Below are 16,683 nucleotides of genomic sequence, written 5' to 3' on the forward strand. Positions count from 1 at the left end.
GCTCGTTTCATAAAATGTCGAATTTTAGATTATTGCGCAAATATAAATGATTGTGCTTCGAGCACGTGCAGCGCTTGAGCTACGGACTGGATTTTTATTCGTCTGTGTGTAAACCAAACGGTTTGTAATGTATATTTGGATTAAAAGGAGTCAAAACGACCTTAAATCTTTCGAAGAGGGGGTTAATTTTTGAAAGGTTTATACCAGGAGAGGCTCTGACTGAATTACGGAGCCTCTTTTAATTTTCAAGGTATTTGACTGCTGATGCCTTAAATGAAATCCAGATATTTTTCCCTTCGTACAGGTTGAGAGCTGTCAATGATTGTTTACTGATCACCGCCACAAGGTCGATGCCACAGTCAATATGCAGTTCCATGCCATGAATGCCAGGGTGAATATCGGTGATTGTAGCCTGCAGGCAGTTGACAGCGCTGGTTTCAATTTTTGCATTGGAGATTATAATGTCTTCTCCCCGGATCATAATAAAGCCTTGCATATTTGAACTGTCGGTCAGCAGATAAATAGATAGCTGGTCATGAACTTTAGCTTCCACCGTCTTTTCTTCAGGATAGTTGCGCGATCTGATAAGTGTGACAGGAAAGAAATTTTTAATACCTGTGAAGTTGGCGACGAATGCCGATTTAGGATGATGGAAGACTTCCTCTGCCCCGCCGGCTTGAATGATAGCACCTTTATTTATAACTGCCACTCTGGTAGCCAGTGAGATGGCTTCTTCATAGTCATGGGTAACATGAATGATTGTTTGCCCGCTCTGGTGTATCTGGCGTAAAAGTTTCCGCATGTCTGAACGGATCTGTACATCAAGAGAGGCCAATGGTTCATCAAGAAGGAGCAGTTTTGGATGGCTGGCCAGTGTTCTTGCCAGGACAACACGCTGAAGCTCTCCTCCCGACAGTGTTGCAGGCTTTCTGTCAAGCAAATGCGATATCGACATTTCATCGGTGAGTTTTAAAATCCCGGAGGTAAAATCCCTTTTATTCAGCATTTTCTTACTCAATCCAAAGGCGATATTTTCTCTGACCGACATATGCGGGAAAATAGCATGATCCTGAAACACCATGCCAACCTGCCTTTTCTGTATCTTTTCATGGGTTATATTCCTACCTTCAAGGGAAATTTCGCCCTCATCAGGAATGACAAGCCCTGCGATTAACTCCAGTAGCAGGGTTTTTCCGGCACCCGACATACCGAGGATGACAAAATAGTCATTTTTTTGGACTGTCAGGTTTACACCAGCGATCTTAAACTCACCGTAATTTTTAGTCAGATTCCTGATTTCAAGCATTTTTCTTATTTTTTGCCAGCGACCGTAACAGGATAAAAAATAGCAGTGAAATGAGAATAAATATGACTGACACAGGCCGGGCATATTTCAGTCCGAAAGCCCCGAACCTTTCATATATCAATACAGGTGTGATCATGGGGTGGTAGGCGACAATGACTACGGCGCCAAATTCGCTCATGCCGCGTGCGAACATCATGATAAGGCCCGACACGATATTTCGCCAGGCCAACGGCAGTGATATGGAGAAGAATACCCGGCTGGGGCGGGCGCCAAGGTTCAGCGCAGCATGTTCAAGGCGTAAAGGCACACTTGCAAAACCATCACGTGCAGCATTGATTAAAAAAGGGATACTTACAAAGGCCATCGCAACAGCTATACCTGCAGGGTGTCCGATAAAGTTAATCCCGACCAAAGAGGCGGCTTTCCCTACAACTGAATCACGTGAGATAAAACCAAGCACTGCTATGCCGGCTGCAGAATGCGGGATGACAATAGGCAGATCGATGATGCCCAGAATAAGCTGCTTGAAACGGAAATTTTTCCTGGCCAGCAACCAGGCCAATGGAATAGCTCCGGCACCAAAGACGATGGTCGCCAGCATCGACGTCCATAATGTCAGCCAAATGCTACGTGTCACCTCAGCATCCTGAGCTGTCTTTACCAGATCTGTCGGACCGGTCTTAAGAAACATACCCAGCAATGGTGCAATGATAAACAGAAGCACCAATCCCCCAAGGAATGTGAACAATAAATGGAATCCATCCCGTTTAATCATTTTGTGGCGTATTTTTTTAATGAGGCTGGTAGCTGATCATAACCTGTGGCAGTGGATGGGATAACGGATGGCTGACCATTCCTGATCATGATAGCCATTCCTTTGTCGGGATTGAGTAAAAAAGTTGTAAAAGCCATGGCTGCTTCATTATTCGGAGCATTATTTAATATGGTCATACTATAAACCATGGGTTCGCCCTTAATAGTTTTACGGGTATCAGGTGTGTCGCCGACGATATCCACCGAAACCCCGGAATAAAGTTCAGCCAGAGCAGGGTTTTCAAGATTTATCTCGTCGGGCAAACGGAGATATTTCAATTTATGTTGTTCTGCCACCGACCGGTAAATGAAGATATAATCCACACTATTGGTTTCGAGAAGCGGCAAAAGATCAACTTCTTTTGGACGAATATAATTGACATCCTTATTAATAAAGTTCTTTACCATATCAGCAGAGCCATAATATTTTTCTGCCAGCATGAGTGTCATCACCGTTCTGTATCCACAGGGATCCTGGTCAGGATCGGCACGCCCATAGAGAACATCGTTTTGCAGAAGGATCCTGCACCAGTTTATGGAATCAATAGTTTCAAGGTATTTTGATTTAGGAGTATAAGCGATGACCATCTCATTGCTGGCAAAGCGGATATTCCAGCCGGCATATTTGGGAATGAGCATATCATCAATGACCCTATAATCGGATGATGCCAGAATATCACAAGGCCGGCCCAGATCGGTGATCTTTCTGGCCGATGCCACACTGCCTGCAGGTTCCAGCAGGATATTAACGGCCGGATACTCTTTGTTAAAAGCTGCAGCAATTTCCTTAAACGGAACTGACAAGCTCCCGGCATGAAAAATGATCAGGTCGCCTGACAACCCTTTTGGGACCCTGTTCTCCTTGCATCCTATGATACTGAATAAAATTGATATCATGAAAAGCATCCAGATAATTGATTTTATCTTCATAGACAGGTTTGGAATAATTAATTTTACAAAAGACCGGGACATATAATAGTCGTTCACATGACCGGCTTTCAAATTTATAAAAAAAGGATAGATTGGTACCCAAGTCGTTTTCTGAGGTCTTTTACTATTTTTAATCCCAGGCATACCACTCCGGGTAGTTTGTTGACGACCAGCTGATGATATTGATTTTCAACAGCTCCAAAGCTTTTATAAAAGCGGGCAAGGTTAATATCATTTGAACCTTCAAAATCAAAGATCTCGCGCGATTGAGCATGTTCTTTTATGAATGTGTCGATAAGAAACGGCATAGCCCCGTTTTCACGTGCGGTTTCATTGGTTGCTGAAAAATAAAATATAGCTCTTTGATGACTGAAAATAAAGATGATCCCTGCACACAGATCGTTGGTCGCTGTATAGGCTCCCCATACCTGTGCCATACCCTTGTGCAGGCAGGCATAAACCACGCGCTTCAATAAAAGGTAGTCTTTGTCCATCAGATGTAATATCTCTTTCCCTTTATTTTTCCTGAAAAGGATTATCAGATCATCAGGCCTGACATTTTTGGTTACAGTGATACCTGATTCAATGGCTTTCTTTATATTTCTTTTGGTATTCTGAGAATAGTTTTTATATAGATTTTCATACGGAAAATTCAAGTCCAGCTCGAGGTTGAGTCTTCTGACAATGTTGAATTTATCCTGAGCAAGCTTGTTCTGAGAGTTCAGGTTTATTTCTGCAAAACGGTATTTTGGTGGAATAGCCTCTATAAATGACCCGACAATTTCTTCAGAGAGCGGATCTGTTGAGAAAACGCCCAACTGCTGGGTGAAAAAGGGTTGGTATAAATAATTTATTCCGAATTTCCGCCGGTGAGTCAGCGGAAAGACACGCCGGTAATCTCCTTCAACCAGTGCCTCCCATTCGGGTGAAACCAGATCGAGGTACCATGAATAGCCATATACCAATCCATTGGATGCATTCCGTATGCAATCATCCCACTTTTCAGTACTGATATCTGCCCGTCGTAAGTAGTTAATCATTAATTAGTTGATTATTAATATGTGAAGAAACGAATGTAAGTAATTATCTAAAACTTTTGCGTCCTCTGCGCCTCCTTTGCGTCCTCTGCGGTTAAACCAATTTGATATTGAAATAACTCTTGATTCACATCAATAATTATTTGCTTGCATAACTCAGCATTTCTTCATAAACATTTCTCCACTCTATCCACCTGCAGCATTCACCCAGCGATTCGTTATGCCAGAGGCTGATGAATGTACCATTTACCTTCTTCACTTCGTCGAACAGCAATTTGATGTGTTCCAATGCATCAGGTGGGGAAAGGTTTTTATAATCCTTCAGTGTACCATCCATAATTGTAAAGGGATGCACCCGCAAAGTTGTTTCGTTCTCTTTTTCCAGATCGTAAAAGTTGAACGGATCACATATACCTGCTCTGAAGCCAGGTTCTGAAGCGTAACCCAACGTATAATCATCTGTAATACCGGCATCGATTAACCTGTTATAAGTATCCGGCATAACAATTTTTAAAAAATGCTGGCGGCTTTTTGTGATCTCCTTTCCGGTGATCTCCGACAACCGGTCTATTTCTTTTTTCAGTTTCCCGGGAGCCTTATTGGAACCATAGGAAGGATGAATGCCAACATCGTTCCTCGCGGAAATGGATTTAACCAGAGCCTGTAATGCAGGATGACCGTGTGGAATATTTTTATCATATCTGCCATAATCGCCCATCAGGAAAAAGTATATTGGATGAAGATTATTGCTTTGGTGGATGTCGGTAAGATAGTCGAAGGTATCGAACGGATCGCGGCGGCGTCGCATCAGGACTGCGGTCCTGTCAATGATATCGGCGATGTTGAACCTGGTTAATGCCCTCAGGTACGCGCCTGTTGTCCTGAAAAGTCCTTTCATCCTGAAAGCGTAAGCTGAGTCGATATCTATCGTCGGGATAAAATGAAATTGTTTTTCCGGAAAGTCCAGTTCAGGATATCGTTCACTGAGAATGCCGGCAATTTTCTTTGACCAGATGTTGACGAGCGGCTTATTCAAAAAATGTTGCTGATAAGCAATACTCTCAGTGGCACTAAAACGGTTGTGATTGTCCCTGTTATTGGGCAGGTACTCTTCATATCTTGATACCAGGTAGAAGCTGGCTGCAAAAGGGTCGAAGGGCAGGGCTGAACGGTTGTCATCAACCTGAAAGAAAGCAACGGAATCATCGAGAGGGAAGAATTTCAGTTCATGGTTTCTGATGCCTGTTTCGAAAAGAAGATCTGTGGCGGCAAAAAAAAGTCCTTCATCAAAGGATTCAGTGGCATATATAAACTTCGGACCTGTGAACGATTTGAAATCTTCGTGATTGGTAGTTATAGTGTATTTAATTCCTAGTAATTCATTGAATACCAGTTTTAAAGTATATTCTAGACGGGAGGTTATTTTAATGGCATGAATTAACAGCATAGGATTTTCGATTCCATGGCAAGATAACGAAAAACAATGAATTTTAATTCAGCTCTGTCAGGAATTGGTTAAAAAAGTATGTAAATTTGGACCTTCACACGAATCAGATTGGGATGGAGAATTTTATTGTATCAGCCAGGAAATATCGTCCGGCAACCTTTGATACCGTTATCGGGCAGGGTTCAATAACCGTGACATTAAAAAATGCGATCAGGAACAACCAGCTTGCACAGGCTTTTCTGTTCTGCGGGCCACGGGGTGTCGGCAAAACCACCTGCGCACGTATCCTGGCAAAGACTATAAATTGTGAACATATCACCGAGAACATAGAGCCATGCAATACCTGCAAGCCCTGCTTGTCATTTAATACAACCGCATCATTCAATATTCATGAGCTGGATGCAGCATCAAATAACTCGGTTGATGATATCCGCAACCTGGTCGACCAGGTGCGCATACCGCCGCAAATTGGCAAATACAAGGTCTATATCATTGACGAAGTACACATGCTTTCACAGGCGGCTTTCAATGCTTTTCTGAAAACACTGGAGGAGCCGCCGTCTTATGCCAAGTTTATCCTGGCTACAACTGAAAAGCATAAAATCATCCCGACCATTCTGTCGCGCTGCCAGATTTTTGATTTTAAGCGGATCAGTGTCGAGGATATCGCCGGTCAGCTGGCATTTGTCGCAAAAAATGAGGAGGTGACGGCCGATGAAGATGCCCTGCATATCATAGCCCAGAAGGCTGACGGCGCCATGCGCGACGCCCTTTCGATGTTTGACCAGATCGTCAGCTTTGCCGGTAATGACCTGACTTATGAAACGGTCATCCGGAACCTTAATGTACTCGATTATGATTATTATTTCAGAATCGTCGATTCCATTCTGAATAGTGACATATCCGGTGCTTTACTCACACTTAATGAGATCATTGATAACGGTTTCGACAGCCAGCATTTCATCACCGGTCTGGGGGAGCATCTGCGCGACCTGTTAGTTTGCGAGGATCCTGCCACCCTCAAACTGCTGGAGGTTGGCGCCAGCATCCGTTACCGCTATCATGAACAGTCGGCCAGGTGTTCCGTTGACTTGCTTCTTAAGGCTCTGGATATCAATGGTAAAGCAGATATTAATTACAAAAGCAGCAACAATAAACGGTTACTCCTCGAGTTAGCTTTGATGCAGATGTGTTCTGTATTACGGTCCAAAGACTCCTCGATAAAAGATACAGATAGCCTCAGGAGCATACCACCGGCAAAAAAAGAAGATAAAGCCCCATCACACGCACCTGTGCCATCGCCTGACCAGGGAAAACAGGTCATTTCAGGCATTTCCAAACCGCCGGCGGTGACGGGCAATGGAACGATAAAGTCTCCCATTAAGGGAACGGGCTTTTCCATCAAGGAAAGGATGGAAAACAATAAGTTAGCCATTACTAACCTGCAGAACAATCAAAATGGCTCTACTGATCTTGTTGAGAAACTGGATACACCCTTCAGCCAGGAAGACCTTGAAAAGTCATGGAAAGATTTTTCAGATCCGCTGTCGGAAACTCATCCTATTCTTTACGCGACTCTTACACGGCGCAAGCCACAGCTGAAAGAGGATTTTGTGATTGAATTCGCCATTGATAATAAAGTTCAGGAAGATGAGATACGTAAGGCTGAGGTGCTGGCCCACCTGCGCCGGCAACTGCGGAATGACCTTATCCGGATGATCACGGTTCTGACTAACGATCAGCATGATCTGAAACCCTATACGCCCATGGAGAAGTTTAAAAAGATGGCGGGGAAAAATCCGGATATCATCACTTTCAAAGAAAAGCTTGATCTGGAGATAGATTTTTAATTTTTTATGCGAAAGGTATTTGCCATAGGTGAAACCCTATTGGATATCATATTTCAAACTGAGGATAAAATAGTGGCCCGGCCCGGAGGCTCGATGGTAAACTGCGCAGTTTCGCTGGGGCGCTCAAATATTCCTGTATATCTGGTAAGCGGATTTGCCAGCGATAAAACCGGAGAACTGATCAGCAGGTTTCTTGCCGAACACCATGTCAGTACGGAATATGTATATCGTTATGACGGCCGCACTGCACTGGCTCTCGCATTTCTTGACAAACAAAAAAATGCTGAATACTCTTTTTATCATGATGATGTCGTGAAGGAATCCTTGTGTGCAATGCCTGTTTTCCATCAGAACGATATCCTTATTTTTGGATCATTTTATTCACTCAGGGCAGCGAACCGGCCTCAGATATTGAAGATACTGGAATCAGCAAAGCAAAAGGATATGATGATTCTGTATGACCCGAATTTTCGCCGTCCTCATCTTCCACATCTGAAACAGGTTATGGCCTCAATAATTGAAAATATTTCATCTGCCGATGTCGTCAGGGGATCGGATGAAGATTTTATGTTCATTTTTGGCAAGACCGGTGTTACGGAGGTTTATAAGATCATATCGGGATATGGCTGTAAAAATCTCATTTATACCAGTGGCAGTCGCGGTGTAACTCTTGTAACAGAGGCGATGACAAAGCATTATCCGGTTCCTCTTATTTCTGCTGTAAGCACCGTTGGAGCCGGTGACAGTTTCAATGCCGGAATTATTTTAATGTTTTATCGGTATAATGTGGCGAAGAGCAATGTCGGTAGATTATCTGAAAAACAATGGGATGGGATCATCGGAGCCGGTATCGACTTTGGTGCCTGTGTTTGTGGGAGTGATGAAAACTACATTTCAACGGAGTTTGCAAGAGCTTACTCGTCGTCGGACAAGTAAAATTTTTATATTTGTATCAATTCTTATATCCTGATCCAATCCATGTTGAAAGCACTTTCAAAATTTGTTTTACGTTTATTTGGCTGGCGTGTCATCGGCGGTTTACCCGCCGGTATTAAAAAATGTATTGTCATTGAAGCGCCTCATACCAGTAACTGGGATTTTGTCGTTGGCAGACTGGCATTCTGGTATTTTGGAATAAAAGTCAAATTTCTGATAAAAAAGGAAATGTTTAAACCTCTTCTTGGTCCGATACTGATAGCCATGGGCGGAATATCTGTTGATCGAAGCAAGAGTTCAGGCCTGGTTGACCAGATCGCAGCACTGTTCGAAAAATATAATTCACTGTATATCGTTATAACTCCGGAGGGTACCCGGAAGCTGGTGCCACGCTGGAAAAGGGGTTTTTACTTTATTGCCGCCAGGGCTAAAGTGCCCATTGCATTGGGATATCTGGATTATAAATATAAAGAAGGTGGCATTGGCAAGGTGATTTATCCTACGGGTGATTTTATAAAGGATTTTGCTGGCATTGAGGATTTTTACAGGGAGAAACATCCAAAATATCCTGAGAAGTTCAACCTGAGTCAGAAAAATCCTGCATAAGAATTATGGATGGCCTTTCTCAGTATCTTGAATCAGGATTGTAATACTAAGAACCACAGTGGTTCCTCATATTTTCTGCGATTATTATGGATATCTACCGGAAATTATTAAATAAAGAGACAAGGCTTTCTGTCATTGGGCTCGGTTATGTTGGATTGCCATTGGCACTTGAATTTGCGAAAAAACTATCGGTAACAGCTTTCGATCAGAGCGAAGAGCGGGTGAAATTATTAAAAGTGCATACTGATCCCGGTGGTGAAATGGCCTCTTCAGAATTCGATGGATGTGATATCGAATTTACTTCAGACCCTGCAAGGCTGGCAGAGGCTTCGTTTCACATCATCGCTGTGCCTACACCTGTCGACGACAGCAGCATGCCTGACATCAGCTATCTGATCGCAGCGACACAAACCGTCGCCAGATTCCTCAGACGCGGTGATTATGTGGTCTACGAATCGACGGTTTACCCCGGTGCAACCGAGGAAGATTGTATCCCCGTTCTTGAACAGATAAGCAAAATGGTCGTAATAAAGGATTTTAAGGTCGGATATTCACCCGAACGTATTAATCCCGGGGATAAAATTCATACACTTAAGACAGTCGTTAAAATTGTATCCGGATGTGATATTGAGTCATTGGAAATCATAGCAAAAATATATGAGATGGTAGTGGATGCAGGAGTGCACAGGGCATCCTGCATAAAGGTCGCCGAAGCGGCCAAAATCATTGAAAATACACAGAGAGATGTTAATATTGCACTGATGAATGAGCTGTCGATCATCTTTAACCGTATGGGAATCAACACCTATGAGGTTCTGGAAGCTGCCGGCACCAAATGGAATTTCCTGATGTTCCATCCTGGTCTTGTCGGCGGTCATTGCATTGGTGTCGATCCGTATTATCTGGCCTATAAAGCCAGGAAGTACCGTTATCACCCGCAGGTCATCAACGCCGGTCGTTTTGTTAATGATACCATGGGATATTATGTCGCCAAACAAACTGTGAAGAAAATGATCGCCCAGGGGAAGAATATTCTCAACTCCAGGGTGCTGGTCATGGGCATCACGTTCAAAGAGAATGTCAGTGATATCCGGAATTCCCGTGTCAGAGATATCGTGGTTGAGTTGAAGAGTTATGGAGTGGATGTGGAAGTATATGATCCCAGAGTATCTCCTGCTGAGGCTGAAAGAGTGTATGGATTCACACTCATCAGTCATCCAACAGCACATTATGATACGGTGATTGTTGCGGTGGCTCATGAAGAATTCAGGCATCTGACAGAGGATTATTTTAAATCCATAACCGCTCCAATAGCGCTTTTGGTTGATGTAAAGGGTATTTACAGGACCAGGATAAAAAACATAGCCTACTGGAGCTTATAATCACAAGTGATGAAAACAGCATTGATTACAGGGATTACCGGGCAGGATGGAGCTTATCTTGCAGAGTTTTTACTTAAAAAGGGATACATTGTCCATGGCATTAAACGGCGAAGTTCCCTTTTCAACACCTTGCGTATTGATCACCTCTACCAGGATCCGCATGTGGCAAATAAGAATTTTATTCTCCATTATGGTGATATGACAGATTCCACAAATCTGATACGCATCATACAGGAAATCCAGCCTGATGAGATCTATAATCTGGCGGCCCAGTCGCATGTTCAGGTAAGTTTTGAGACTTCAGAATACACCGCCAATGCTGATGCCCTTGGCACGCTGAGGTTGCTGGAGGCTATCCGCCTGTTGAATCTCGAGAAAAAAACACGTTTCTACCAGGCATCAACGTCGGAATTGTATGGTAATACAAAAGAATATCCGCAATCGGAAACGACCACATTTTCGCCACGCAGCCCTTATGGGGTGGCTAAGCTTTATGGTTACTGGATAACTGTGAATTACCGCGAGGCATACAACATATTTGCCTGCAACGGCATTCTCTTTAACCATGAATCACCCATCAGGGGTGAAACTTTTGTGACCCGTAAGATCACCATGGCAGTGGCCAGAATCGCCCTTGGCATGCAGGATAAGTTTTATATCGGTAATTTGTCGGCCAGGCGTGACTGGGGCCATGCAAAAGACTATATCAGAGCCATGTATCTCATTCTTCAGCAGGATAACCCTGATGATTATGTCATCAGTACCGGGATTTCAACGGAAGTACGCGACTTTATCAGGCTCGCTTTCAGCGAAATCGGTATCGAGATTGAATTTAAAGGTCAGGGTATCGATGAAAAAGGATACATCAAAAATTGTCATTTTCCCGATTATCAGCTTCCAAAAGACAAACTTATTCTCGAGGTGGATCCTCATTATTTCCGTCCGACAGAAGTAGATGTCCTTGTCGGTGATGCCACTAAGGCAAGAGAAAAGCTGGGATGGTATCCAAGGTATGATCTCCAGAGGCTTGTAAAGGAGATGGTGGAATCGGACCTGAGATTAATGAAAAGGGAGAAGTTTTTAAAGGAGAATGGATTCGACGTCAGGGGATATTTTGAAGAATGACCATCCATGTTATTTCGCATACCATATGGAAATCAATAGCAAAATATACATCGCAGGCCACACAGGGCTTGTGGGTTCGGCCATACATAGGAAACTGCTTGATTTGGGATTTTCAAATTTTATTTTGAAAACCCAGGAGGAACTTGACCTGATTGACCAAAAGGCTGCGGAAAGTTTTTTTAAAACGGAAAGGCCAGAATATGTGTTTGACGCTGCAGCCAAAGTTGGCGGTATCATTGCTAATGATACTTACCGTGCACAGTTTCTTTACGAAAATCTTATGATCCAGAATCATCTCATCCATTTCAGTTATGTTTATGGGGTGAAGAAATTGTTGTTTCTCGGGAGCAGTTGTATTTACCCTAAATTGGCGCCACAGCCTATAAGAGAAGAATATTTGCTCACCGGGCTTCTCGAACCTACAAATGAACCCTATGCCATTGCAAAAATCGCTGGAATAAAAATGTGCGATGCTTATCACGACCAGTATGGCTGCAATTTTATTTCAGTTATGCCCACCAATCTTTACGGGCCGAATGATAATTATGATCTGGAGAAGTCGCATGTTCTTCCGGCTCTAATACGTAAGATGCACCTGGGAAAGTGTTTGGATAGCAATGATATAGATTCTATTCGCCAGGATCTGATTAAACGTCCTATTGAGGGCATCAATGGTGATGCACCTATGGATCAGATTCTAAACATCCTGGAGAAATATGGGATTTTTAAAAGGCATCAATCTTTTGTAGTTATTCGTCTTTGGGGAACAGGTTCTCCTTTGCGGGAATTCCTTTATGTGGATGACCTGGCTGATGCGGTGGTGTTTTTAATGAATCATTATAATGCCCCTGATTCTGCCTCCGGCAGTCGGCAAGCAGCAGGCAGCAGACATGTGAATATTGGTTGCGGAGAGGATATTTCGATATATGATCTGGCCTATAAGGTAAAGGATATTACCGGATTTAGTGGTGACCTCGAATTTGACAGCACCAAACCTGATGGCACTCCGAGAAAATTATTGGATGTTTCACGTTTAAATGCCCTGGGTTGGAAGCCAAAGATCAGTCTTGACGAAGGGATTCTTCAGGTTTATCAGAATTATATTAAATAAACAGGCTACTCTTTATAACTTTTGGGTTTCACCAGTGTGAAGACACGGGATATATTAAAACCGAAATAGATATCTCCTTTTGTCCATTTTCCCTGTGTTTCAGTCAGGAATCCCTTTTCGATCAGGGGAAAGGAGTTAGTAAAGAAGAGCTGGAAAACATGGCCTCCGGTTTCAATGTCAAGACCGACAGACAATGAATTATCATATTCCTTGGTAATTTGCCCGGGAAGGACATAGCAGAAGCTTCTATGGTGAATTCTGCTTTGGCCTTTTCATAATCCCGATGGGGTTTATTGTATATAAACTTATAAATAAGCAGTGCGGCAACAATACATAGTACTGCAAGAATTCCAATAATTTTGAGATATCTCTTCATATTTGTATATTTAACAATGAATTAGAAATTTGCTGCAAATATACAAGTAATTACCTACTTAAAATGTGATGCCGAAAACTCTGACGGGAGTTCTTATTTTGAACCTTTTGGCAATGTTAAAATTTAATATACCGGTTTGAAAATCCAGCCAGGCCTGGTCAATTGGTGTCTGGTTGCGTATAGTCAGGATGGTATTTGATAATCCGATATAAAATGACCGGCTGTTGTACCCCAAGGCCCCGCGACCTGTCACCCCGTAATTAAATGTGAAATTTCCAATCTTTTTATCTTTGTCTGGACTCTCATAGAAGGCTGTATGTCCGAAAGATACACCACCGACAAGGGAAAGGGTGAGGAACACATGTTTCCATAGAACGACCGTATAAGCATATCCTCCTGAAGGACCAATGGTAAAAACATTCGACTGCTGATATTTGACACCGTCGAAAAACGTGGGATCGGTTAGTTCAAAAGGTATAATGGATGAATCGGCATCGGTGATGATATAATAAACCTCACCGCCAAGCAGGAATGAACCGGCACATTTTTTCTGCCAGTCGGTCTGGTCGAACGATGCCCGGTAAGAAAAACGCTTATCATTAAAAACATGCATGAAATGGATACCAAAGCTGAATGATTCAAGATCCCGTCTTTTCGGGTATTTATCTTCAGGCCATTCCGGAATAAAGTCCTGTGGATTTGATAAGTAGAATCCTTTATAATGCTGCCCATAGAGATCAATGACACTTTTTCGGCCGTACAGGTGTGCCTGTAAACCAAAAAAATTGGTCTTTCCAAACCGTTCATTATCATTATTGAGACCCGGGAAATTGAAGCCAACATTAATAGTCAGGAATTTATAGCTGAAACCGGTACCGAGGATCATGTTTTCATTGGGTAAATAACGCAGAGTCTGGTTGACATCACTGTCATACAGGCTGATAGTGGTACTTCTGGTTGAAGCGAAGAAGCGCGTTGTGAGCTGGAGGGAATGGTCACTAATATAATTTGTGTCGCATTCGCCCGGTGTCCATTCAATCTTCATCTGAGCATGCAGGAAAGGCGACTGAAGCAATACCATGAAAAGAATGATGGTCAGGAACCGTTCGGATGATTTTTTTGACATGGAATGCGGTATCATCGCAGGGCAAGTTAAGTAAATTTCAGTAATAAACTATCTCAACCGACGGATGGTTATTCTTAAATTTATCAACTTGTTTTGATGATATGCCTGTATTATAACATTTGAGTACCTTAAGCCAGTGCAGATTTTCCAGTGATTTCAAGTGGCTTATGCGGGTATTGTGAATATCCAGCTCCTTCAGGTTGACAAGAGTTTCAATGAATTTCAGGTTTTTAACTGGTGTTCCGGAAATATTAAGTACTTCAAGGCTTGTCATCGTTTGAAGAAGTTCCATATCTGCTACCTGTGTATTGGAAATATCCAGCATCTTAAGCTCTTGCAATCCCGCTATAGGTGCAACGCTGCGGACAGGATTATCAGAACATATAATGCTGGTGAGCCGGGTTAGTTTGGCAAGAGGTATCAGGCTGCTGACCGGCGTTTTGGTCACTTTTATTTTCTTCAGCCTGACAAACATTTCAAAGGGCTCCAGCCCGGTGATCATCTTGTTTTCATTTACTGCTATTTCCTCAAGCCTAGCCATCTCATGAAGTTTTTCGGTGTCAGGAATCTGATCTGCAAGGCTTATCGTCTTGAAAATATTTTTCCATGCTTCCGGAAGATCGTTCCACCATGCCTTTAACCGTTCCGATTGCCAGATAACCATGCAGGAGCCATTCATATCCATAAACTTATTGACATTTTCCTGGTCAAGCAGTGTATAGTCCGCATACAGTGATTCGAGTTTTTCGAGGCGTGCCAGAGGCATAATGTCACTTATGCCGGAATGTTCGACCTTCAGATATTCAAGGTTTTGAAGATTATTCAGAACCAACAGGTCTGTTACACTGGTAGCTGAAATATCTATCCATTTGAGTGATGCCAGGTTTCTCAGGGGATCGAGGTTACGGACCGCTGTAGCCGAAGCATTGATCACCTGGAGGTGGATATTTTCACTGACAGGCTCCAGCGAATTAATCCTTGTGCCTGAACAGTCCAACTCGTTGAGGTTGTTGAGCTTTTGAAGAGGATGAAGGTCATTTATACAGGTATCGCCACTGATATCAATCCGGTGAATTTGTGTGATTTCGTGCAACTGTTCCCGTGAAGGTACTGAATCAAGGGAAACAACAAAGCCAAAGACCTTTTTCCAGCAATAAGGCAGATCCATCCACCATGAAGTCAGCTCTCCCGAATCATACACGATGAGGATACCTGGTATGGCCTGGTTCAGACTGTTGGCTTCAGTCGCGGAAACCTGGCTATGATCACAATAAACCCTTCGCAAACCGGGAAGACTCATCAGTGGATTCAGGTCGCTCACCGGCGTATAATCCATATATAAATACTGCAAGTTCTGAAGATTTCGTAAGGACCCTAGATCTGTGACCAGTGTATTGCTGATATTAAGAAATGTAATACCCTTTAAACTTTTCAGCGGTGTAAGGTTGGTAATGTCGCAATCCGAAACATCCAAAACTTCAAGTTTCAATAGGTCCTCCAAAGGCGACAAATAACAAATCAGGGTATTATGGCACCGGAGTTCTTTTAATTCAATCAGGTTGCCGGCAGCCTCCAGGTCTTCGATCATGGTATTATCACAATTCATATAAGTAAGATGAGTCAAATTGGTGATCACATCCAGGTTGTCGATCTGTGTATTGCTGATATTCAACTCCCTGATCCCGGTGCAATAATACAATGGCTGAAGATTTCTGACCGGTGTGCCGGAGCAGTTCAAACGTTCGAGCTTTGTCAGATTCCTTACTGGCGTGAGGTCATCAATAAGAGTGTTTGATATGGTCAGGTTTCTTAAACCAGTGAATTTTTTCAACGGATCCAATGAGGTCATATCGAGGTTTCCAGAAATGTCGATGTCTGTTATTCCCCATAACTGCTTGATACGTTGAAAATAAGTTTGATTGCTGCCCGGTATGGTGTCATGATAGTTGATGGTCAGAGAATCGTTAATGGCCATCAGATACTTTAGAGTGGTATCTGTGCGGATAAAAAATTGTTTCCATCCTGATGCGAGAAAATTCCACCAATTGGCTGCTTCTCCCGCTTCGCTGAGTTTGGTCGTATAAATGCTGACAATTTTAAGATCCTGGTTATCATAATCCAGGTTCAGTTCCATGTACCTTACCATGCTGTTATTTATTGAATCACCCTCAAGAGTGACACCTTGCAGATTCCGGTTCAGTGTTACTTTAAAATAGACTGATCCTGTTTCGGTAATCTCCTGGTCGACCTGTTCGATAAAGAATTTAAACCGGACGTTTTTGAAAAAGAAACCGATATCTTTCAGATAGGCGGTGATATCTTTATTGGTGACCACTTCGCGGTGTTCATCCAGGTCGTCTTCCACCTGGACTTTCTCATCCCTGAAAATCTTGAGATAACTTTGTGTGATGATAATATCTTTTTCTTTAACAGGAACTTTGGGATCACCAATTGTGTTAAATGTAGATTCAAGATAGGCGATAAGCTGGCTCACCTGATCTTTATATGCCTTAACTTCATCGGCACTGAGACTGTCGGGCTGGATAATCTGAGCTTCCACTCTGGCAGTGAAAAAAGCCAGAAGCATCAGTACAAAAAACAATTCTTTGATCGCTGGTCTGTTCACACACATTTCCTT

General features: G+C 42.8%; 13 protein-coding genes and 1 pseudogene. 6 read left to right on the top strand and 8 right to left on the bottom strand.

Annotated features, from left to right (window positions below):
• Window positions 1–238: 238 nt before the first annotated feature.
• From NT175_02115 to NT175_02135, 5 genes are all read right to left on the bottom strand, one after another.
• Complete coding sequence (locus NT175_02115) at window positions 239–1,306, bottom strand: ABC transporter ATP-binding protein (GenBank protein MCX6233506.1); 1,068 nt, start codon at window positions 1,304–1,306, stop codon at window positions 239–241.
• Window positions 1,299–2,081, bottom strand: coding sequence for an ABC transporter permease (locus tag NT175_02120; GenBank protein ID MCX6233507.1), 783 nt, complete (start codon window positions 2,079–2,081; stop codon window positions 1,299–1,301). The genes NT175_02115 and NT175_02120 overlap by 8 nt, the downstream gene beginning before the upstream one ends.
• Window positions 2,078–3,049 carry a tungstate ABC transporter substrate-binding protein WtpA gene (gene wtpA / locus NT175_02125; protein MCX6233508.1) on the bottom strand — a complete coding sequence of 324 codons (972 nt, stop codon included), beginning with the start codon at window positions 3,047–3,049 and terminating at the stop codon, window positions 2,078–2,080. The genes NT175_02120 and wtpA overlap by 4 nt, the downstream gene beginning before the upstream one ends.
• 74 nt (window positions 3,050–3,123) lie before the next feature.
• On the bottom strand, window positions 3,124–4,089 hold the full coding sequence (locus NT175_02130) for a hypothetical protein (GenBank protein MCX6233509.1): 966 nt from the start codon (window positions 4,087–4,089) through the stop codon (window positions 3,124–3,126).
• 136 nt (window positions 4,090–4,225) lie between these two features.
• Window positions 4,226–5,533 carry a polysaccharide deacetylase family protein gene (locus NT175_02135; protein MCX6233510.1) on the bottom strand — a complete coding sequence of 436 codons (1,308 nt, stop codon included), beginning with the start codon at window positions 5,531–5,533 and terminating at the stop codon, window positions 4,226–4,228.
• A gap of 113 nt (window positions 5,534–5,646) precedes the next feature.
• Here NT175_02135 and NT175_02140 point away from each other — a divergent pair, with 113 nt between their 5' ends.
• The 6 genes from NT175_02140 to NT175_02165 all read left to right on the top strand — a co-directional run bounded on the left by NT175_02140 (window position 5,647) and on the right by NT175_02165 (window position 12,543).
• Window positions 5,647–7,383 carry a DNA polymerase III subunit gamma/tau gene (locus NT175_02140; protein ID MCX6233511.1) on the top strand — a complete coding sequence of 579 codons (1,737 nt, stop codon included), beginning with the start codon at window positions 5,647–5,649 and terminating at the stop codon, window positions 7,381–7,383.
• Window positions 7,384–7,389: 6 nt separating this feature from the next.
• Window positions 7,390–8,319, top strand: a complete 930-nt coding sequence (locus tag NT175_02145; GenBank protein MCX6233512.1) for a PfkB family carbohydrate kinase — start codon at window positions 7,390–7,392, stop codon at window positions 8,317–8,319.
• Between the two features lie 42 nt (window positions 8,320–8,361).
• Window positions 8,362–8,925, top strand: coding sequence for a 1-acyl-sn-glycerol-3-phosphate acyltransferase (locus NT175_02150; GenBank protein ID MCX6233513.1), 564 nt, complete (start codon window positions 8,362–8,364; stop codon window positions 8,923–8,925).
• 92 nt (window positions 8,926–9,017) lie between these two features.
• Window positions 9,018–10,307: a nucleotide sugar dehydrogenase gene (locus tag NT175_02155; GenBank protein MCX6233514.1), complete on the top strand. Its 1,290-nt coding sequence runs from the start codon at window positions 9,018–9,020 to the stop codon at window positions 10,305–10,307.
• 9 nt (window positions 10,308–10,316) lie between these two features.
• Entirely contained in the window at window positions 10,317–11,432 is a 1,116-nt protein-coding gene (gene gmd / locus NT175_02160; protein ID MCX6233515.1) for a GDP-mannose 4,6-dehydratase, read from the top strand.
• Between the two features lie 25 nt (window positions 11,433–11,457).
• A complete protein-coding gene (locus NT175_02165; protein ID MCX6233516.1) occupies window positions 11,458–12,543 on the top strand; it encodes a GDP-L-fucose synthase in 1,086 nt (361 codons plus the stop codon).
• Between the two features lie 5 nt (window positions 12,544–12,548).
• Here NT175_02165 and NT175_02170 read toward each other — a convergent pair.
• The 3 genes and pseudogenes from NT175_02170 to NT175_02180 all read right to left on the bottom strand — a co-directional run bounded on the left by NT175_02170 (window position 12,549) and on the right by NT175_02180 (window position 16,671).
• Window positions 12,549–12,752: pseudogene (locus tag NT175_02170) on the bottom strand (DUF5777 family beta-barrel protein).
• A 225-nt stretch (window positions 12,753–12,977) separates the two neighbouring features.
• On the bottom strand, window positions 12,978–14,045 hold the full coding sequence (locus tag NT175_02175; protein MCX6233517.1) for a DUF4421 domain-containing protein: 1,068 nt from the start codon (window positions 14,043–14,045) through the stop codon (window positions 12,978–12,980).
• Between the two features lie 37 nt (window positions 14,046–14,082).
• Window positions 14,083–16,671, bottom strand: coding sequence for a hypothetical protein (locus NT175_02180; protein ID MCX6233518.1), 2,589 nt, complete (start codon window positions 16,669–16,671; stop codon window positions 14,083–14,085).
• Between the last annotated feature and the right edge of the window lie 12 nt (window positions 16,672–16,683).

This window comes from Bacteroidota bacterium (assembly GCA_026391695.1).
Lineage (GTDB): Bacteria > Bacteroidota > Bacteroidia > Bacteroidales > JAGONC01 > JAPLDP01.

Excerpts from the sequence above, each read along its gene's own strand:
- NT175_02115 (MCX6233506.1), bottom strand. The coding sequence starts at position 1,306 with ATGCTTGAAATCAGGAATCTGACTAAAAATTACGGTGAGTTTAAGATC.
- NT175_02120 (MCX6233507.1), bottom strand. The coding sequence starts at position 2,081 with ATGATTAAACGGGATGGATTCCATTTATTGTTCACATTCCTTGGGGGA.
- wtpA (MCX6233508.1), bottom strand. The coding sequence starts at position 3,049 with ATGAAGATAAAATCAATTATCTGGATGCTTTTCATGATATCAATTTTA.
- NT175_02130 (MCX6233509.1), bottom strand. The coding sequence starts at position 4,089 with ATGATTAACTACTTACGACGGGCAGATATCAGTACTGAAAAGTGGGAT.
- NT175_02135 (MCX6233510.1), bottom strand. The coding sequence starts at position 5,533 with ATGCTGTTAATTCATGCCATTAAAATAACCTCCCGTCTAGAATATACT.
- NT175_02140 (MCX6233511.1), top strand. The coding sequence starts at position 5,647 with ATGGAGAATTTTATTGTATCAGCCAGGAAATATCGTCCGGCAACCTTT.
- NT175_02145 (MCX6233512.1), top strand. The coding sequence starts at position 7,390 with ATGCGAAAGGTATTTGCCATAGGTGAAACCCTATTGGATATCATATTT.
- NT175_02150 (MCX6233513.1), top strand. The coding sequence starts at position 8,362 with ATGTTGAAAGCACTTTCAAAATTTGTTTTACGTTTATTTGGCTGGCGT.
- gmd (MCX6233515.1), top strand. The coding sequence starts at position 10,317 with ATGAAAACAGCATTGATTACAGGGATTACCGGGCAGGATGGAGCTTAT.
- NT175_02165 (MCX6233516.1), top strand. The coding sequence starts at position 11,458 with ATGGAAATCAATAGCAAAATATACATCGCAGGCCACACAGGGCTTGTG.
- NT175_02175 (MCX6233517.1), bottom strand. The coding sequence starts at position 14,045 with ATGTCAAAAAAATCATCCGAACGGTTCCTGACCATCATTCTTTTCATG.